Here is a 20,148-nt window from a genome sequence, read left to right as displayed (position 1 = left end):
ATATTGAAAGATCTGGATTGAATATTATAAATTCAAAATTCTATGGTTTCGTTATCTTTACTTAAAAAATTGGAGCTTATGAAAAAGTGTAGTATAATAGGAACTATTGCAGTTGTTGGAATCGGTTTTTTACTTGCTTCTTGTTCGAATAAATCCATTCCAGACAAAGCGACAGCGGTTCAAGATTTTGATAAGAATAAATATTTGGGTAAGTGGTATGAAATTGCCAGATTGGATTTTAAATTCGAAAAAGGACTTAATAATACCACAGCAGAATATTCTATAAAAGACAATGGAATGATAAAAGTAGATAATAAAGGCTACGATTATAAAAAAAATAAGTGGAAAGAAAGTATCGGTAAAGCCAAGTTTGTAGGAGAAGAGAATATTGCTATGCTCCAAGTTTCATTTTTTGGTCCATTTTATGCTGGTTACAATGTGATTGCAATTGATCCAGATTATAAATATGCATTGATTTCGGGTTCAAGTCTGGACTATTTGTGGATTTTATCTCGAGAAACTACCATTCCGGAGGATATTAAGGTAGATTACTTGCAAAAAGCAAAGAAAATTGGCTTTGCTACAAATGATTTAATTTGGGTACAACAGAATAAATTAGGCTATAAGTAATGGTATAAAAAAACCGACTTTCTAACAAAGTCGGTATACTATATTTCACAACAAAAAAAATATTTTGAGTATATAAGTGTTTCTAAATACTTAAATTTAATCTGTTGGTGTAATTTTATATTTAAGCTTAAGAATTTTCTAAAAGATAAAAAAGTCCAAACCTCAAGAGGTTTATGTATTGTTAGCCAGCAAAATCTCCTTCACCGGTTTCGTTTTGTGGTCTTACTGCTTTTTCACCTTCACCTTTCTTTTTGTTAAAGCGATAGGTAAATGATACGTTAATTTGTCTTACTCTGAATTGTAATGAGGTATAGGATTCAATTTCACCAGGGATATAGGTTTCAAATCTTCTTTTACCGGAGTTGAAAAGGTCACTAACGTTCATTGAAACAGTAGCTTTTTCTTTTAAAACATCTTTACTAAAAGCAAGATTGATAATCATCATACTCAAATACTTACCCTGAATACTTTTTTGAGGGGCAAAATACATTCCGTTAGTCTGCCAGTCAATTTTATAAGGTAAGTTTACTTTCGATGTTAAACGCGTGTACCATCCTAACGTGTTACGATCAAAATTTTGATTTACAACAACATTATTAATATCGGTATAGCTGTATTTTCCAGTAACTTTACTATTGAAAATATTTAAATTATTGTTTAATTTCCACCAATTAAACGGAGAATAATTTAAGTTGAATTCAAAACCATATCTATTTTCATCTGCTAGATTAATCGGAGTTGTTACAATTACTGGTGTAATTACCGTTTGTCCATCTACAACAGTTTCAACAGTATCACCATTGGGTCTACGGATAAACTGAAATACCGAGGTACTCTTATTATAATAAATTGAAGAGGTTAAGGTAGCCTTTCCTATTTTTGTTAAATATCCTAATTCGTATACGTCAGTAAAGGAAGGATTTAGATCTGAATTTCCTTGAAAAATATTTACATTACTTGAGTATCTAGAAGATGGATTGATGTACCTAGAACTTGGTCTCGAAATTCTCTTACTATAATTAATAGAAATACTATTATTATTAGAGATTTGGTAGGTTAAAAAGGCACTTGGAAATAAGTTATCGTACTTTTTGGTATTGAAATTTTTGGACGAAAGTAAGTTGATATTAATATTCGAATCTTCGTATCGAAGTCCAAATAAATAAGAGAATTTGTTGATTTTGGATCCAAATTGGGTATAAACAGCATTTATTTTCTCTTTGTACTCAAGAATATTACTATAATTCGGATTTGGAATATAATTGTTACTTGAATTAATAGATCCTATTTCGTAATCAGTAGTTATAACTTTGAATTGTCCTTTATAACCTGCCTCAAATTGGGTGTTTTCTCCCAGGGGCAAAACATAATCACCTTGAATAATAGTAGTAATGTCTTTACCTGCTGTATTGTTGTATTCTTTGGTAAGACTACTTGGCGTCCCTACAATTTGATCGGCTATGGTAGTGATATCTTTGTCTTTACTAGATGCTGTTGAGAAATCTACCGTTACTTTATGACCGTCTTTGCTAAATTTTTTGGTAAAGTTGGATGTGTATTGAAAATCCTTGTCTGTAGAGGATTGACTGTTGTATCTATTTCGAACAAAAAAGTCACTATTTTGATAATTATAAAGGTTTACATCTTCGGGATTTTTACCGACTTGGTTTCTATATTTTATACCATTTGTCCAAGTTATCGTAGGAGTCAAGTATAAATCAATACCAAAAGAAGTATTAAAACCATTTCTTTTTCGTTCTCTATTGTTTACTTCATTAATCACTTTTTCCAAGGAACCATCATTGTTCAAATAGTTGGTATTGGTTTTTGTTATTCCTGGAGATCTACTATCATTATATCCAAAATTGGAAAAAAAATTGAATTGGTTTGTTTTGTAGTTAAAATTAGTACTTATGTCCAAATTTTTAGGATTACCTAATGTTGCAACTACAGAGCCATTTACGCCATTATTTTTTCCTTTTTTTAATACAATATTTATAATTCCGGCGCCACCTTCAGCGTCATACCTAGCGGATGGATTGGTAATCACTTCTACTTTGTCCAAAGCATCTGATGAGATAGAACGCAAAGCATCGTTAATATTTGTAGCATTTGAAGGTCTTCCGTCAATTAGAATACGTACATTGCTATTTCCTCTCATACTTACAGTACCATCTGTGTCTACTGTTACCGACGGTACATTGTTTAATACATCGCTAGCAGTTCCTCCTTTGACGGTCAAATCTTGCCCTACATTGTAAATCTTTTTATCTAATTTTATTTCAACTGATGATTTTTCAGATGTAATTACTACTTCTTTCAATTGTGCAGCATCTTCTTCTAAAGAAAACGTACCAAGTACAGTTGATTTTTGAATTGTTTTGAGATTAATTTCGATTGGTCTAAAAGAGATAAATTCAATTTTGATATTATAAGTTCCTGGTATGATGTCAATATTAAAGTTACCCTTTGGATCAGTGATTCCACCTGTTATTCCTTTTGGATTCTTAGGGTTTGTAAATGTTACTGTAGCATACTCCAAAGGTTGATTAGTTGCTTTTTCTAAAACCTTTCCTGTGATTTTAATCTTTACAGCAGTTGGTGGTCCTTGCTGCGCAGAATGAGTTAAGAAAGAAAGGAGAAAACTTAATGTAAATATTGATTTTAGTAAGTATCGCATAGTAGATCATTTATTTTTATTAGAATACTGAAATTCGATTTAGTTTAAACAGTTTAGTTCTATTTAAAACTAAATTATTTAATGAAATCATTTAGTTTTTCGACTTCTCTACCAATGACTGCTTTATCTCCAATTACCACAATCGGGCGTTCTATTAAAATTGGATTTTCGGCTAGAATGCTAATAATTTCTGTATCTGTTAACAGTTTATCTTTATAATTTTCAATCCAAATTTTTTCCTTTTGCCTCACTAATTCTATTGGTTTTAAATTTAATTTCACCAATAAATCAGCCAATTCTATTTCTGTTGGAGGGGTTTCAAGGTATTTAATCGTTTCAAAATCAATGTTTTTGTCTTTGATAAATGCTAAGCAATTTCTTGATTTTCCACATCGTGGATTATGGTATATTTGTATCATAAGTATCCTCTTTACTTTTATGTATAATGCTAATATTTTGTAAATATTTAGTTCAATTTGCTAAAATAGGTTTTGAAAGCCTATATTAGTGCTAAATAAATTATAAATTTATGTTTATCAATCTAGGTATTCATCCAGAAAATAAATTTTGGAAGTACTGTTTGGGTTCCGTAGCAATAATTGCAACTTCATTTATAGGTCAATTACCACTTTTACTAGCTATTTTGTATGAAGTTTTTTTTAATAAAAAAATATACCCCACAAATAATAGTGCATTGATGCATTTCTTTGATCCCAACTTAACTTTGGTGTTGATTTTGATTCCCTCTGTTTTTACAATATGTGGTATTTATATGGTAGTTAGGTACTTGCATAATCAGACCTTTTTATCGATTACTACAGCTCGAAAGAAAATAGATTGGAAAAGAGTCACTTTCTCTTTTATCCTTTGGGCTACCATTACGACTATTATGACCATTGGGGCTTATTTTTTAAATCCTATCGATTTTGAAATTCAATTTGATTGGGTACCTTTCTTGGGGCTTTTGATTATAGGTAGTATTTTAATACCAATTCAGACTACAGTTGAAGAATATGTTTTTCGTGGATATTTGATGCAAGGTTTTGGGAATTTAGCTAAAAACAACTGGTTTCCGTTATTAATGACTTCACTTATATTTGGGTTAATGCATTTGGCAAATCCTGAAGTATCAAAAATGGGAAATATTATAATGATTTATTACATAGGAACGGGATTATTTTTGGGAATAATTACTTTGATGGATGATGGAATGGAATTGGCCCTTGGTTTTCATGCAGCTAATAATCTCATTGGGGCTTTATTAGTAACTTCTGATTGGTCTGCGTTTCAAACCAATTCTATTCTTAAGGATATTTCAGAGCCAGAAGCAGGAATCGACATTATTTTTCCTGTTTTGGTCATTTACCCATTGCTTTTGCTTATCTTTAGTCGTAAGTACCAATGGTACAATTGGAAGCAAAAATTAACTGGAACAACACACTAACTACTTATATAACACACAACACAACTACGTACAATGAGAAATGTTACTTATAAAAACGTTCACAATCGTTTTAAATTAAATGGAGTCTATCTTAATCGAGAAGATTTGATTAGTGTATCGTACTCTTTGGTAAAAGAAGGAGATGAATTTGAAAAATCAATTGGTGATTTCTTACTAGATTGGTTTGACGAAAGACCTTATATCGATTTACAAACGTCTGGAACAACTGGTGTTCCAAAAATTCTAAGAACAGAAAAACAAACCATGGTTAATTCAGCACTGGCAACAGGTGACTTTTTTGGTTTAAAACCAGGTGACAAAGCTTTATATTGTTTACCCACTAAATATATCTCTGGTAAAATGATGCTTGTTAGAAGTTTTATTTTGGGACTTGATGTAAATTTTGTTGAGCCTAGTTCTCTACCATTGGAAGGGAACGAAATAATTTACGATTTTGCAGCTATGGTACCTTTACAAGCCAAAAACTCTTTAGTTGCCTTAAAAAATGTCAAAAAGTTAATTGTTGGTGGTGCACAAATTAGTAAAGAACTCGAAAAAAGTTTACTTATGATAAATACCAAAGTATATGAAACTTATGGTATGACAGAAACTATGACGCATATTGCTGCCAAAAAAATTGGAGAAAAAGCATTTACTATTTTGCCGAAAATTACTATTTCACAAAATGAAAAAAATTGCTTAGTCATCGATGCACCTAGAGTTTCGAAAGAAACAATAGTAACCAACGATATAGTAGAGATACTTAATGACAAACAATTTATATTTTTGGGGCGTATTGACAATGTGGTAAACAGTGGTGGTGTCAAATTAATACCAGAAGAAATAGAAGGTAAAATTGCAAATAGTATAAAAGCCAAATTTTTTGTAGGTGGTATTCCTGATGCTGTTTTGGGAGAAAAATTAGTTCTTGTGATTGAAGGTGAAAAAGCAACCATTGATCCCTCATTATTTGACGTATTGGATAAATATGAAAAACCTAAAGAAATTTTCTACCTGTCGAAATTTGCAGAAACAGATAATGGAAAAATCAAACGTAAAGAGATATTATCTCAATTATAGTTGGTCATTTTAATCTAATAAAAAAAAGCATTCTGAGTAATCAAAATGCTTTTTTTATTTTAAAAGAAAAGTAATATGTAATTGAATTTAAAGAGTGTACTGAAATATAAGTACTCGTATTATTTCCAATTTTTTACTTTTTTTAAAGTTGTGATATGTGCTAGATGATGGTTACAATGCCACGCATATACACCAATATTTTCATCTAATAAAAATGATTTCCCGTGTTCTGGATGGACGAAATCTCTTTTTAAGTCGGTAACTGATAGTTCTTTCAATAAGGCAGTCCAGCGTGCGTGAATGCCTATCAACATTTGTAACGAACTTTGAATAGGGAAGTTTTTACTGTCCTCCAATTCGGCCCATCGTTCCTCATGATACGGTTTTATAAAAGGACTGTCTTCTGTCAATGCTAGTTTGAAACGTGTTAAACTATTCATGTGACTATCTGCACAATGGTGTACAACTTGCCTGATCGTCCATCCATCGGGTCTATAAGGTGTGTCCAATTGCTCAGCTGATAAATGGGCTACTTCATTGCTCAGATTTTCTGGAAAACGGGCAATATCTTCGATCCAATTAGAAAGAATAAGTGATGTAATTTCTTCTGGTTGTAAAAAGTGACCAATGGGGTATTTTAATTTTTCTAGTGTCATATTTGGTGTTATTGGTCTTAAACTTGTATCACACCCAAGTTAAATTTCTTTTCGATAGGAGCATGGTTGGCGGCTTCTATTCCCATAGAAATCCAAGTTCGTGTATCTAGTGGATCAATAATAGCATCAGTCCATAACCTTGCTGCTGCATAATAAGGAGAGGTTTGTTCATCATAGCGTGCTTTTATTTTTTCAAATAATTCATTTTCTTTGGCCTCATCGATAACTTCACCTTTGACTTTTAACGAAGAAGCTTCTATTTGCATCAATACTTTGGCAGCTTGCGTCCCACCCATAACAGCAAGCTCTGCACTTGGCCAAGCAAAAATTAACCTAGGATCAAAAGCCTTTCCGCACATGGCATAGTTCCCTGCGCCGTAGGAATTTCCTATTACTACTGTAAATTTTGGTACTACCGAATTACTTACTGCGTTCACCATTTTTGCACCATCCTTAATGATTCCGCCTTGTTCTGATTTTGATCCTACCATAAACCCCGTAACATCTTGTAAGAATACTAGTGGAATTTTCTTTTGATTGCAATTGGCTATAAAGCGTGTTGCTTTATCAGCACTATCAGAGTAGATAACACCTCCAAATTGCATTTCTCCTTTTTTGGTTTTTACAACTTTTCTTTGGTTGGCAACAATTCCTACTGCCCAACCATCGATGCGAGCGTAACCCGTAATAATCGTTTGACCATAACCCTCTTTGTAGGCTTCAAATTCAGAATTATCAACCAACCGATGAATGATCTCCATCATATCATATTGTTCGTTACGTGCTTTGGGTAAAATTCCATAGATATCTTTTTCTTCCAAAGCTGGCTTTTCGGCTTTTATGCGGTTGAAACCTGCGGGAGTATAGTCTCCAATTTTATCAATAATATTTTTAATTTTGTTTAGGGCATCTTTATCATCGGTAGCTTTATAATCGGTTACACCTGATATTTCACAGTGTGTAGTGGCACCTCCAAGAGTTTCGTTGTCTATTGATTCGCCAATCGCTGCTTTGACTAGATAGCTACCTGCCAAGAATATGCTAGCTGTTTTGTCTACAATGATAGCTTCGTCACTCATAATTGGTAAATAAGCACCACCCGCAACACAGCTCCCCATAATGGCCGAAATTTGAGTAATCCCCATACTGCTCATAATGGCATTGTTTCTAAAAATGCGTCCAAAATGCTCTTTGTCAGGAAATATTTCGTCTTGCATTGGCAAATAGACACCTGCGCTATCAACAAGGTAAATAATGGGTAATTGGTTTTCCATAGCAATTTCTTGCGCACGTAAATTCTTTTTTCCTGTGATAGGAAACCAAGCTCCTGCTTTGACAGTCGCGTCATTGGCTACTACAATACACTGTTTGCCTTTGATGTATCCTATTTTTACAATCACCCCACCAGATGGGCAACCACCATGTTCAGCATACATACCTTCGCCTGTAAAAGCACCAATTTCGATTACCTTTTTATTTTCATCAAGTAGGTAATTAATGCGCTCGCGAGCGGTCATTTTTCCTTGTTTGTGTAGTTTTTCTATACGTTTTTCACCTCCACCAATCTTTACTTTGGCAAACTTTTGTTTTAAATCAGATAGTAATAACTTGTTGTGGTCTTCGTTTTTATTGAAGTTTAAATCCATGTGTGGTGCGGGTTTTAAATATATAGCGCTAATTTACAAAATTGGTTGAAATCTAAAGCATGTTTGTATAAAATGGTATTGTTTAAAAATGTAGTAAGTGTTTTGTAGGGAATTTAAAATCCGTTTTCTCCATTAATTATACATAGTAATTGAAGTACAATGTTACTAGTTACTCTTTTAGATTGTAATATTTGATATTATTTCTGTGTAAAAACAGGTTTTTAAGAGTTAAAGCAATCAGAATAATTCTTACTTTTATAAGACTAAAATAGTAACTATGTCAAAGCAGGATAGAATTTATGAACTGTCAATATACAAAAAAGCGGAAGTACTCTTTCAATTGGTAGAAAGTTTGGTTGCTATTTTACCGGATAATGACGATCTAGTAGAGGCTACTAAAGATTTTATGTTGGCAAGTGCAATGATTTTGCCAGCTAAAATCGCGGGTGCAGAAGGGGCTTCCTTGTACAGTGTAAAAATGCAAAATGCGGCAATAATTAGAGAGCATGCCATGTCGTTATACGTGCAGGTGGGTAGTTTACGATTTAAAGAAAATTTTAAAGACATCGAATACGTACTATTAATCCGAAGGGAACTAGACGAATTCAGGATGATGTTTATTGATTGGGTAAGTCATTTTGATATAGAAAGTTATGTTTGGGATGATTGGGAATTCTTTAATCCCAAGGGTGCGGTACCACCATCAGAAAATTGTATTTTTGATGAGGATACATTTGATTATGATGCTACATTTGGAGATTTTGATGCCGATTTTGATGCTGATTTTGAAGAAGATGTTGATGATGAAGAGTAGATTTACTATTGTAATTAAGCTTTGGCTTTAACGCACTGTAAATTAATTGTTACCCTATTTTTTATAGCTATGGAAATTTTGAATGAATAACTTAATGGTTCTGTATGATTTATAAATAGAATCTAAAAAAGTTTGTGACTTGTTTGAATCATTTATCGGATGTGTTACAAATTGAAAGGTTTAGTCTATGGATTTTTTATTTTTATCACACTTTGATTCCATAGATTTTTGTCTATTGGAGTCCAACTATAGCTTTTCAAATTTAATAGTAGTTAAGTATATAATCTCTGCCCAGGATAGTAACGAAAAGCCCGCAAGGGAAAGCACCCTTTTATAAAACAAAACCCAAAACAGCGACCAACGGAAGCTCGTTTTGGGTTTATGTTTTATGGGTGATTCCCGAGGACTTGTAGTGAATAGCGTGAATTGGCAGCCTCAAAATTTAAGCACCAAATTTTATCAAATTAATAATAAATCATGGTGAATAGTGGGGTATTTGTAATTGTTGAAACTGTTAAGTCTCTTTTATGACCTATAATTAGCTATAATTGAATATTTTTAGTAATTTGAATGAAAATTCTATAAGATTTATAGAAAATACTATAATAGGTTTCAGCGACTTTACTTCTAATTTTAAAATAGTCAAAAATTGCACAATATAAATAGGTTAAAGACTATTTGATTTTTGATACTAATAAGAGGAAATCGCTAAACTAAAAAATAAAATTATGTTTAAACTAGGACAAAATGTACAGCAAGAATCTGGGGTTCAAGTCATGGAAGTGATTGATCTGGAACCAGGAGTTAATGAAAATGTGATCACACAATGGAAGGACGAACTGGGAAATACGTTAATCGGGAAATTTAGTGAATCTCAGCTTACCATTGTCGATGGTGAAAGTAGTACTCAAATGAGTTGAATAAACAGATCGCATGCAGTATTGATTTTGATAGAGAATAGACTTTAATTTTATAAAAAAGTGATGAATAAAACAATAATAGTTTCAAATAGGTTACCGGTAGATTTAAAATATATTGAAGATAAATTGATTGCTAAATCAAGTACTGGTGGATTGGCAACAGGAATGAAATCTGTTCATTCTGAAGGTAACGGAATTTGGGTAGGTTGGTCTGGAATGGCAGAAGAGGATATGAACGAAAACCAGAAATTGGAGGTAGATCGTGCCTTGGCAAATGAAAAGTGTGTACAAGTTCCTTTGACGAATGCAGATATTGATAATTATTATTACGGTTTTAGTAATACTGCTTTATGGCCATTATTTCATTATTTTCAAGCTTATACAGAGTTTGAACTGGATCACTGGAAATCTTATGTTGAAGTGAATCAAAAATTTGCAGATGTTGTTTTGCAACAAGTAAATGACGGGGATACTGTTTGGGTACATGATTATCAATTATTATTATTACCACAAATGCTAAGAGAAAAAAATCCAACTTTAACAATTGGTTTTTTTCTACATATTCCATATCCATCTTACGAACTCTTTAGAACTTGCCCGTGGAGAGATGAATTGTTGCATGGCATGCTTGGGGCCGATTTGGTTGGTTTTCATACCTATGGTTATGCGCGACATTTTATAAGTTCGGTGAGTCGAGTTAAGGGTATTGAAGTCAATTTTAATGAAATATCATATGATAATAGAATAATTAAGGTAGATTCTTTTCCAATGGGAATTGATTATGACCGTTATCATAATGCGGCCTTAGAGCATAAAAAACGTCCAGAGGAGTCGAAATCAGAATTAATGAAGAGTATCGATTTCCATAATAAATCCAACGATGGTAGCAAATTGATTTTGTCAATTGATAGAATGGATTATACAAAAGGAATTCCAAATCGTGTAAAATCCTTTGAATATTTTTTAAATAAATATCCCGAATATAAAGGTAAGGTGCGATTGGTGATGCTTGCGGTACCATCGAGAGAGAATGTTGCTCAATACCAATTGCTAAAGAGAGAGACCGATGAGTTAGTAGGTAGAATTAATGGTGATTTATCAACCATTAGTTGGACACCTATTTGGTATTTTTATCGTTCATTACCATTTGATGAATTGATTGATCTTTATGTAGCCTCAGATGTCGCCATGGTAACGCCAGTACGAGACGGTATGAATTTGGTAGCCAAAGAATATATTGCGACAAGAACAAATGAGAATGGAGTATTGATCTTGAGCGAAATGGCAGGTGCTGCCAAAGAGATGCATGAAGCGCTAATTGTGAATCCAAATAATTTTGATCAAATAGCAGATAGCATAAAAGAGGCATTAGAGATGCCTGCCGAAGAACAAAAAACCCGTTTGGAAGCCTTGCAAAAAAGGATTTCTAGATACGATGTAGAGCGTTGGGCAGGAGAATTTTTGAAATCTTTAAAAGCAGCAAAAGATGTTGTTCCTGTACAAGTGGCGCAAAAGTTGACTCCTTTAAAAGTGAGTGAAATAGCAGATCATTATAAGCTAGCAACCAAAAAGTTATTTTTATTAGATTATGACGGCACCTTGGCTGGCTTCAAAAATAATCCAAGTGATGCTATTCCAACTCAAGAGCTTTATGATTTACTAGACAAGATTAATGAAGATGAAACTACTGAAATTGCTATCATAAGTGGGCGAGATCGTAAAACGCTAGAAGGTTGGTTTGGTCATAAAAATTATACGCTAGTAACGGATCATGGAGCTTGGTTGCGAAAAGTTGGGGCTGAATGGGGGATGTTGGACCAAATGAAATCAAGTTGGAAAGAAAATATCAGACCTGTTATTGAATCTTTTACCGATAGTACACCAGGCTCGTTGATTGAAGAGAAAGAATATTCTCTGGCTTGGCATTATCGAAAAGTAGATGCGGATATGGCAGCTTTGAGAACTATGGAATTAAAACACGTTCTGAAAAGTTTATTAATTAATAATGCTCTTTCTGTCTTAGATGGGAATAAAGTCTTGGAGGTAAAAAATAGTAATGTGAATAAAGGTCGTGCCGCTACACGTTTGACTAATGAAACGGAATATGACTTTATATTTGCAATTGGTGACGATTGGACCGATGAGTTTATGTTTGAAGAGTTACCCGAGTCTGCATATACTGTTAAAGTTGGTAATGTAAAAACGGTTGCCAGTTATTTCATTAATTACAGTACAGAAGTTTTGGATTTGTTGAGAGATATTACCAAAGTTCAAAGACAGTAACGTTATCATACTAATTATTAATACCAACTTAAGTAAATAATAAGTAATAGTCATACTACTGATTGGATATCAAGTGGGAAATTAAATAGGTATTTTGAGTTCTCACTGAATTAAATAAAAGTGTATTTAAAGCTTCATTAAATGGAGACTTTGAATACACTTTTATTGTTTTTGTTCGAAAATAGGTTTGTATTAGACTTCCTTTTTAGTGAAAGTGGCAACAGACCATTTATGGACTAAAATAGAAATTTGATAGTTTAAAATAGTATAAAGGAAAATGCTTGCGCCAACGTGTCACTATAACTCATGATGGATTTCCGACTGTATTTTGATAACAATTTTTATTACTTTCGATAAATATAAAAAAGGACAGTCATAAGAAAACCGCAATTAATTACTAATTGCGGTTTTTCTGTTTTTGTTTAAAAGTTATTAAAGGACCTACTTAATTGTTGATTGCTCCTAGAACTTCTTCATCTTCAGATATTTTAGAAAGATTGATCGCTGTTTCTATAAGTGCAAGGTGAGAGTAGGCTTGTGGAAAGTTTCCTAAAAGTCTTTTGGTCTCAAAATCAATATCTTCACTGAAAAGACCTAAATGGTTACTATAGGACAATAATTTGGTAAACATTTTTTCTGCTTTCTTAGCTTCTCCAATTTTATAGAGACTATTGATGTACCAAAAAGTACATATTGTAAAGGAGGAGGAAGGAAGACCAAAGTCATCCTTATTTTTGTAGCGGTATAAAAGACCGTCATTACTCAAATCATTTCCAATTGCAATAACTGTTGCCACGTATTTTGGATCTTTGGCATCAATAAAACCATAGTTTTCCATCAAAAGTACGGAAGCATCGAGATCAATAGATCCGTAGGATTGCGTAAAGGCTTGAACATCTTCATTCCATGCATGATCTAGAATATCTTTTTTGATGGTGGCAGCTAGTGGCTCCCATTTTTTAACATTCGATTTTTTGCCCAAAATTTTGGCAACTTTGATAGCTCTGTCGATGGCAGTCCAGCATAGCACTTTTGAAAAAGTAAAATGTCTTTCTTCAGTTCGAAATTCCCATATTCCTTTGTCGGGTTCCTGCCAATGTTTTTCGACTACCCAAACAATACCTTTGGTGATATTCCATAATTCTTCGCCGTTCTCTGTGTCGTTGCTAAAGGTGCTGAGTTGTTGGTGAATTACATCCATTAAGATTCCATAAATGTCATTTTGACGCTGCGAGTAGGCTGCATTACCAATTCTTACTGGTTTACTTCCCATGTATCCACTTAGATGATCTAAGGTTTCTTCGGTTAGTTTTTTTTCTTTATTGATACCATACATAATTTGGAGTTTCTCATCCTTGTCCGGAATCAAATCAACAATAAACTGAAGGTAATTTTTGGCCATTTTTTTATGTCCTAATTCAGACACTACCTTTACAACCATCGAAGCATCACGAATCCAGCAGAAACGATAATCCCAATTTCGAACTTCTCCAATTGTTTCAGGAAGTGAGGTCGTGGCGGCGGCTAATACAGCACCTGTTTTCTCATAGCTTAATAACTTTAAGGTTATAGCGCTACGTATAATTTCTTTGTTGAATTTTTTGTACTCAGTAGTTTTATCTACCCATCCTAACCAATATGATTTTGTTCTTTCGAACTCCAAATTAATTTTGGTCAGTGTTGGCTTAAATATTTTTTCGTTATAGGCCAACAAAACGTAACCATCGGACTCAAGCGTGATGCTGTAGCCTTCTTTTACTGTATTAAGGTCAAAATTACTATATAAAAATAAAGAGTCAAATTTGGTCGATTCGCTCAAACTCAAAACATGATCGTCCTTCACAAAACTGGATGTTTTGCCCAAGGCGTACTCCAGTTTTGGATTGTACTCTATTTTGAATGTTGGAGAGCCGCTTATTTTTCTAAAGTAACGTATGATCTCAGGAGGAATCTTATACCCAACTGTTTCTTTGCGGTAACGCGGCATAAAATCATTGATTTCAAATGCATCGGTTCCATTATCAAATGTGGTAACGAGTATGCTTGTATTTTCTAGGTATTTTTGGGTAATGGTATAATCATCGGTACAGTTAATTTCAAAGCTTCCACCAATTTCGGTATCCAATATTTTGGCAAATACTGATGAGGAATCAAATTCCGGTAAGCAGCACCATTCGATAGCTCCTTTATCCGATATTAATGCAGCACTGCGACAGTTACCTATTATTCCATAATTCAAGTTTTTCATAAAGTAGTCCTTTTTTTGCTGATTCTTAATCTATTAAAATTAACAAAAGAATTGCAAGAAAACAAACTACAGTGGGTTTACAAAAAAAGAATTGCCAATTGATTGCGTATTGCATGGTCAAAATAAGTATATCTTACAAAAAAGGAGTTCTTATTATGATATTCATTATTTGATATTTTTAAAATAGTCAGAATTTTTGTTTCAGAATCTTTAATAATCACAGTATTTATAGTCGGTAATCGATTTTTAATGCTATTATACAGAAGTTTGTTCTAACTGCATCTAGGTTTGAAAAATAATCGGTAAGAAGCGTATATGCAGCTATAACGATGTTCAAGCCAATAATCACTACATAGATTAGAATCAAAAAATAGTTGATAGTATATTATAATAGCCAGTAAGGAAGTTAAAGTAATCATATAAGCTATATAAGTATATAACTAAGGGAAATAGAAGATAAAAAAAAGTCCTTAGTTTTACTAAGGACTTTTATGATAATTTGGAATTATTTTTTAGACTCTTCGATAGAAAGTTTTCTAAATTCTTTTAGCATTTTTTCCATTTCTAAAGTTGACTTACGAGCTCTTGCTCCAGCAGCTTTTACACCTTTGTCAATTAGAGATTCTGTTTCTGCAGTAAAAGCTTCAAATTCAGCGTTAATCTTAGCTACTAATTCTTTCATGATTTTTTTGTTATAATTAAAGCCACAAAAATAGCAGATTGTATCAGATAGCCAAGGAATAATATGTTAAAAATGCCTCAAATATGGTTTTTTATACCCATTTGGAGGTGTAAATGTGGGTTAGGGGTAGTTTGATGTGGTCAATTGTGCTTGGGTTGGCAGTGATTAGTACTACTTTAGTAATAGTATATGGAGTACTTAGAAAGTAAAATACCGCCGTTTATAAGAATTATGAGCTGAATTGAAGCTGTAATTGGCTCATGATTTTTTATTGTTTCATTATTGTTATTATTAAAGCTTTAAAGCAAAAATGAATACTATTCTAGGTTATATGAATTGAGGAAAACCGTAATTAAATTATACAGTTATCACTTATTTTTGTGTAAATAAATCCAAATTAAGTTTTTACTTACTTTACAATTTGCATTTAATTGTCTAAGTTTGGTAATTGGACAAATACTGAATTATATTTATACTTTAAGAACTTTTTTTAATGGCTTTCAACGAAGATTCAAGAGTTAAAATTCCCGCTATACTTCATCTAATGCGCTTAGGCTATGACTATTTATCATTGGCTAATGCAGTGCGAGATGAAAGCACGAATATTTTTACAGCTATTTTTAGAGAAAGCGTTTTAAGGCTCAATTCAAACTTGAGTGATGCTGATATTTCTAGAATATATCTTGAACTAGCGTTATCTCTAGAGAATGAAGATCTTGGAAAAGCTTTTTATGAGAAAATAACGGACCAATCAAGTATTCGTTTTATCGATTTTGAAAATTTCGAAAACAATTCGTTTCACGTAGTTACTGAGCTAACGTATAAAAAAGATGATGAAGAATTTCGTCCAGACATTACGATATTGATTAATGGATTACCCTTGGTATTTATCGAAGTTAAAAAGCCAAATAACCTTGACGGAATACAAGCGGAGCATAACCGAATAGAAAGCCGTTTCAAGAATAAAAAATTCCGTCATTTCGTCAACATGACGCAGTTGATGCTTTTTTCCAATAATATGGAATACGATAAGGAATCGACTTTGATGTTACAAGGTGCATTTTACGCTACTGCATCCTATTCTAAACCAAGTTTTAATTTTTTCAGGGAAGAACTGCAGGAAGAATTTACTGCTGTTTTAGCCGATTTAGATGATGCTACAGAGACTTTGGTTTTGAAAGATAATAATTTGGTTGGAATCAAAAATGCTTCTGAATTTATCACCAATAAAAATCCAAACACACCTACCAATCGTATTTGTACCTCGTTGTTACAAAAGGAGCGTCTGCGATTTATGCTGCAATATGGTATTGCTTATGTCAAAGGATCCAAAGGTTTGCAAAAGCATATCATGCGTTACCCACAACTTTTTGCGACCAAAGCCATCGAGTCCAAGTTAGAGCAAGGGGTAAAAAAAGGAATTATTTGGCACACACAAGGAAGTGGTAAAACAGCTCTGGCGTTTTATAATGTAAAATACTTAACGGACTATTACCGTAAAAAAAATATTGTACCCAAATTCTATTTTATTGTGGATCGAATTGATTTATTGATTCAATCGGCAAAAGAATTCAAAAGTCGTGGACTGACCGTACATGAAATAAGTAGCAGGGATGCTTTCGCAAAAGACATTAAGGCCACTAGTGTGATTCATAATCATTCGGGTAAGGCGGAGATTACTGTAGTGAACATCCAAAAATTTCAGGATGATCCTGATGTGGTGCGCAATACCGATTATAATCTAAACATTCAAAGAATATATTTCTTAGATGAAGTGCACCGCAGTTATAATCCTAAGGGGAGTTTCTTGGCGAACTTAAACGAGTCTGATTCGAATGCGATCAAAATCGGGTTAACAGGAACACCGTTATTAGGAACTGACTATAATTCTAAATCACTGTTTGGTGGTTATATTCACAAATATTATTACAATTCCTCTATTGCCGATGGCTATACGTTGCGTTTAATTCGAGAAGAAATAGAAACGAACTATAGACTTACGTTAAAAGAAGCCCTAGAAGAAATTGATATTCTAAAAGGAAACGGAGATAAAAAATTGGTCTATGCACACCCAAAGTTTGTAGAACCTATGCTGGACTATATTGTGCAGGATTTTGAGAAGGCTCGAATAACGATGAACGACAACTCGATTGGCGGCATGGTAGTTTGCGATTCATCTGAACAAGCCAAAATGCTCTACGAAATTTTCCAAGATAAATATGCTATAAACGCTTTTGCGACAGATCTATTAATGGCTGCCGAACCGCCAACTGGCTATGGAGCCAAAAAGAAATTAGAAAGCAAAGTCAATACTGCGGCAGTTATTTTACACGACATAGGGACAAAAATAGACCGTAAAGATCAGGTGGAGCAGTTCAAAGACGGAAACATTGATTTACTATTTGTTTACAACATGCTTTTAACTGGTTTTGATGCACCACGATTAAAAAAACTGTACATAGGACGAGTAATAAAATCACATAATTTATTGCAAACCTTAACTCGTGTCAATCGTACGTATAAGGATTTTAAATACGGATATGTAGTTGATTTTGCTGACATTCAAAAAGAATTTGACAAAACCAATCAAGATTATTTCAACGAGCTACAATCGGAGTTGGGGGATGAGATGGAGCATTACTCTGATTTATTCAAATCTAAGGAGGAAATCAATGCAGAAATTCAAGTGATTAAGGAAGTTCTGTTTCCTTTTGATATTCAGAATTCTGAGATATTTTCGCAACAAATTACCCAAATTCAAGATCGAGGTGTTATGCTACAAATTACCAAAGCATTAAATAATGCAAAGAATTTGTACAACCTTATTCGTTTGTCTGGCAATTATGAAATGCTTGCCGAAATGGATTTTCATAAACTTACTGTTCTTTCGAGAGAAGCTAATAATCATTTGGCTTTGATAAATACCAAAGAAGCTTTAGAAAGTAATGTAGACACGTCCAATTTGTTAAACATAGCACTAGAAGATGTATTGTTTGCCTTTGTAAAAATTAAGGAAGAAGAAATGGTCTTGGCAGATCAGCTCAAAACCACCTTGCAAAAAACTAGAGAAATGCTTGGAGGGAATTTTGATCAAAAAGATCCAACTTTTATCTCGTTAAAAGAGGAACTAGAACGTTTATTCAAAAAGAAAAATTTGAGTGAAGTGTCCAAAGAAGAAATGGAAGCCAACATCAAAGCTTTGGAACAAATTTATACACAAGCCAAAGAATTAGAGCGCAAAAATTTACTTTTGCGTGCTAAGTATGATAATGATGAGAAGTATGCTCGAATGCACAAACGCTTGATGGAAAAGGACCCTTTAACGGATAGCGAAACTAAACTTTTTGAAGCGTTACAAGGATTAAAAAAAGAAGTAGATCTTCAAATTTTACAGAATTCGAAGATGCTTGAAAACGAAAGTTTTGTGGATAAAATGATGATGCGATTGGTTATTGATCAATTTAAGAACAAACAAAATATTCAACTGGATACTGTTGCAGCAAAGCGTATTAACGGCATTATAGTTAAGGAATACATGAATGAATTTTATGGTAGGAATACTTATTAATTATTTGCGATTTGATAAACACTGTAGCTTAAATTTATATTAGTTTTGAGTAATAGCCGAAAGGATTAGGGAGACTAGAAATTAGATGTAGATTTGTCCGCCTGAGCGGAGTCGAAGGCCACGTGAGGTGATAGGGATAGCGTGGAGTAGCACGAATACTTCATCTTAAGCCTGTCCAGAGCGATAGCTGAAGGGCTCGGCGAGACAGTGTTTTCAAGTAGTGCATTTGTCAGCGTGAGCGAAATCGAAGGCCATGTGAGATGATGAGCAAAGTTTGTCAATAGCGGAGACGCTTCGACTACGCTCAGCGAGACAGTGTATTCAATTAACGTCTTTGTCAGCCTGAGCGAAGTCGAAGGCCACGTGAGGTTATGAGGAAAATTTGTCAATAGCACGAACGCTTCGACTTAAGCTTGTCCTGAGCGATAGCCGAAGGGCTCAGCGAGACAGTGTATTCAATTAACGTCTTTGTCAGCCTGAGCGAAGTCGAAGGCCTCGTGGGGTGATAAGAAAAACATGGTAGTTAGCACGAACGCTTCGACTTAAGCCTGTCCAGAGCGATGGCCGTAGGGCTCAGCGAGACAGTGTTCTCAATTAGTGCATTTGTCCGCCTGAGCGAAGTCGAAGGGGTCAGCGAGACAGTGTAATACGACAGTATTAAAATGTTTAATATGGCTTTTAATTTAAATTTATTATTATGAAACAATTCTATGTTTATATTCTAAAATGTTCTGACAATAGTTATTATACTGGTATGACAAATGATATAAATAGAAGATTTTTGGAACATCAAAATGGTATAAATATTAATTGTTATACTTTTGAAAAAAGACCTGTTGAATTGGTTTTTTGCACAGAATTTAATGAAGTACTTCAGGCTATTGCTTTTGAAAAACAAGTAAAAGGATGGAGTAGGAAAAAGAAAGAAGCTATAATTAATGACAAATGGGAAGATTTAAAAAAATTAGCGGTTTGTCAAAATGAAAGTCATTCTAACAATTATAAGAAAGAAGAATAGTCGTTATTGATTTGAGCACAATTTGTCAATAGCACGAACGCTTCGACTACGCTCAGCGAGACAGGATTTTCAATTAGCGCATCTGTCTGCCTGAGCGAAGTCGAAGGCCACATGAGGTGATAAGAAAAACATGGTAGTTAGCACGAACGCTTCGACTTAAGCTTGTCCTGAGCGATAGCCGAAGGGGTCAGCGAGACAGGATTTTCAATTAGCGCATCTGTCTGCATGAGCGAAGTCGAAGGCTACGTGAGGTGATGAGGAAAGTTTATCAATAGCGCACACGCTTCGACTTAAGCTTGTCCTGAGCGATAGTCGAAGGGCTCAGCGAGACACTGTATTCAATTAACGTCTTTGTCTGCCTGAGCGAAGTCGAAGGCCACGTGAAGGTGATGAGGAAAGTTTATCAATAGCGCACACGCTTCGACTTAAGCTTGTCCTGAGCGATAGTCGAAGGGCTCAGCGAGACACTGTATTCAATT

At 33.8% G+C, this 20,148-nt stretch carries 14 protein-coding genes; 8 read left to right on the top strand and 6 right to left on the bottom strand.

Features of this window, described 5'->3' with window-relative positions:
- Positions 1-78: 78 nt before the first annotated feature.
- A complete protein-coding gene (locus tag M2326_RS11965; RefSeq protein WP_264619794.1) occupies positions 79-630 on the top strand; it encodes a lipocalin family protein in 552 nt (183 codons plus the stop codon).
- Positions 631-811: 181 nt separating this feature from the next.
- On the opposite strand, the gene M2326_RS11960 is transcribed toward M2326_RS11965, so the two are convergent.
- Positions 812-3,310: a TonB-dependent receptor gene (locus M2326_RS11960; protein ID WP_264619793.1), complete on the bottom strand. Its 2,499-nt coding sequence runs from the start codon at positions 3,308-3,310 to the stop codon at positions 812-814.
- Positions 3,311-3,384: 74 nt separating this feature from the next.
- Positions 3,385-3,729, bottom strand: coding sequence for an arsenate reductase (glutaredoxin) (gene arsC / locus M2326_RS11955; RefSeq protein ID WP_264619792.1), 345 nt, complete (start codon positions 3,727-3,729; stop codon positions 3,385-3,387).
- A 110-nt stretch (positions 3,730-3,839) separates the two neighbouring features.
- Between arsC and M2326_RS11950 the strand changes: the two genes are divergently transcribed.
- Positions 3,840-4,754 (top strand): CPBP family intramembrane glutamic endopeptidase, encoded by a 915-nt coding sequence (locus M2326_RS11950; protein WP_264619791.1) that lies wholly within the window; start codon positions 3,840-3,842, stop codon positions 4,752-4,754.
- A 33-nt stretch (positions 4,755-4,787) separates the two neighbouring features.
- Complete coding sequence (locus M2326_RS11945) at positions 4,788-5,834, top strand: AMP-binding protein (RefSeq protein ID WP_264619790.1); 1,047 nt, start codon at positions 4,788-4,790, stop codon at positions 5,832-5,834.
- Between the two features lie 119 nt (positions 5,835-5,953).
- Here the strand turns inward: M2326_RS11945 and M2326_RS11940 are convergent, their stop codons facing one another.
- Both M2326_RS11940 and M2326_RS11935 read right to left on the bottom strand, forming a co-directional pair.
- Positions 5,954-6,490, bottom strand: a complete 537-nt coding sequence (locus M2326_RS11940; RefSeq protein ID WP_264619789.1) for a YfiT family bacillithiol transferase — start codon at positions 6,488-6,490, stop codon at positions 5,954-5,956.
- Between the two features lie 17 nt (positions 6,491-6,507).
- Positions 6,508-8,136, bottom strand: a complete 1,629-nt coding sequence (locus M2326_RS11935) for an acyl-CoA carboxylase subunit beta (protein WP_264619788.1) — start codon at positions 8,134-8,136, stop codon at positions 6,508-6,510.
- A 277-nt stretch (positions 8,137-8,413) separates the two neighbouring features.
- Between M2326_RS11935 and M2326_RS11930 the strand changes: the two genes are divergently transcribed.
- The 3 genes from M2326_RS11930 to M2326_RS11920 all read left to right on the top strand — a co-directional run bounded on the left by M2326_RS11930 (position 8,414) and on the right by M2326_RS11920 (position 12,153).
- Positions 8,414-8,950, top strand: coding sequence for a hypothetical protein (locus M2326_RS11930; protein ID WP_264619787.1), 537 nt, complete (start codon positions 8,414-8,416; stop codon positions 8,948-8,950).
- Positions 8,951-9,678: 728 nt separating this feature from the next.
- The gene (locus M2326_RS11925) at positions 9,679-9,870 is read left to right on the top strand and encodes a hypothetical protein (protein ID WP_264619786.1); all 192 of its coding nucleotides are present in this window, start codon (positions 9,679-9,681) and stop codon (positions 9,868-9,870) included.
- Positions 9,871-9,933: 63 nt separating this feature from the next.
- Complete coding sequence (locus M2326_RS11920) at positions 9,934-12,153, top strand: bifunctional alpha,alpha-trehalose-phosphate synthase (UDP-forming)/trehalose-phosphatase (RefSeq protein WP_264619785.1); 2,220 nt, start codon at positions 9,934-9,936, stop codon at positions 12,151-12,153.
- Positions 12,154-12,598: 445 nt separating this feature from the next.
- On the opposite strand, the gene M2326_RS11915 is transcribed toward M2326_RS11920, so the two are convergent.
- Complete coding sequence (locus M2326_RS11915) at positions 12,599-14,401, bottom strand: glycoside hydrolase family 15 protein (protein ID WP_264619784.1); 1,803 nt, start codon at positions 14,399-14,401, stop codon at positions 12,599-12,601.
- A 505-nt stretch (positions 14,402-14,906) separates the two neighbouring features.
- On the bottom strand, positions 14,907-15,083 hold the full coding sequence (locus M2326_RS11910) for a histone H1 (RefSeq protein ID WP_264619783.1): 177 nt from the start codon (positions 15,081-15,083) through the stop codon (positions 14,907-14,909).
- Positions 15,084-15,576: 493 nt separating this feature from the next.
- Here M2326_RS11910 and M2326_RS11905 point away from each other — a divergent pair, with 493 nt between their 5' ends.
- Together M2326_RS11905 and M2326_RS11900 are read left to right on the top strand one after the other, a co-directional pair.
- A complete protein-coding gene (locus M2326_RS11905) occupies positions 15,577-18,651 on the top strand; it encodes a type I restriction endonuclease subunit R (protein ID WP_264619782.1) in 3,075 nt (1,024 codons plus the stop codon).
- A 697-nt stretch (positions 18,652-19,348) separates the two neighbouring features.
- A complete protein-coding gene (locus M2326_RS11900; protein ID WP_264619781.1) occupies positions 19,349-19,669 on the top strand; it encodes a GIY-YIG nuclease family protein in 321 nt (106 codons plus the stop codon).
- Positions 19,670-20,148: the final 479 nt, after the last annotated feature.

The sequence above is a fragment of the Flavobacterium psychraerolatum genome (assembly GCF_025960985.1).
Taxonomy (GTDB): Bacteria; Bacteroidota; Bacteroidia; order Flavobacteriales; family Flavobacteriaceae; genus Flavobacterium.
The sequence above is the reverse complement of the archived record's forward strand: the minus strand, read 5'-3'. Positions and strand labels throughout refer to the sequence as shown.

Coding starts and splice junctions, on each gene's coding strand:
- M2326_RS11920 (WP_264619785.1), top strand. CDS start 9,934: ATGAATAAAACAATAATAGTTTCAAATAGGTTACCGGTAGATTTAAAA.
- M2326_RS11915 (WP_264619784.1), bottom strand. CDS start 14,401: ATGAAAAACTTGAATTATGGAATAATAGGTAACTGTCGCAGTGCTGCA.
- M2326_RS11935 (WP_264619788.1), bottom strand. CDS start 8,136: ATGGATTTAAACTTCAATAAAAACGAAGACCACAACAAGTTATTACTA.
- M2326_RS11940 (WP_264619789.1), bottom strand. CDS start 6,490: ATGACACTAGAAAAATTAAAATACCCCATTGGTCACTTTTTACAACCA.
- M2326_RS11965 (WP_264619794.1), top strand. CDS start 79: ATGAAAAAGTGTAGTATAATAGGAACTATTGCAGTTGTTGGAATCGGT.
- M2326_RS11950 (WP_264619791.1), top strand. CDS start 3,840: ATGTTTATCAATCTAGGTATTCATCCAGAAAATAAATTTTGGAAGTAC.
- M2326_RS11910 (WP_264619783.1), bottom strand. CDS start 15,083: ATGAAAGAATTAGTAGCTAAGATTAACGCTGAATTTGAAGCTTTTACT.
- M2326_RS11905 (WP_264619782.1), top strand. CDS start 15,577: ATGGCTTTCAACGAAGATTCAAGAGTTAAAATTCCCGCTATACTTCAT.
- M2326_RS11930 (WP_264619787.1), top strand. CDS start 8,414: ATGTCAAAGCAGGATAGAATTTATGAACTGTCAATATACAAAAAAGCG.
- M2326_RS11900 (WP_264619781.1), top strand. CDS start 19,349: ATGAAACAATTCTATGTTTATATTCTAAAATGTTCTGACAATAGTTAT.
- M2326_RS11925 (WP_264619786.1), top strand. CDS start 9,679: ATGTTTAAACTAGGACAAAATGTACAGCAAGAATCTGGGGTTCAAGTC.
- M2326_RS11945 (WP_264619790.1), top strand. CDS start 4,788: ATGAGAAATGTTACTTATAAAAACGTTCACAATCGTTTTAAATTAAAT.
- arsC (WP_264619792.1), bottom strand. CDS start 3,729: ATGATACAAATATACCATAATCCACGATGTGGAAAATCAAGAAATTGC.
- M2326_RS11960 (WP_264619793.1), bottom strand. CDS start 3,310: ATGCGATACTTACTAAAATCAATATTTACATTAAGTTTTCTCCTTTCT.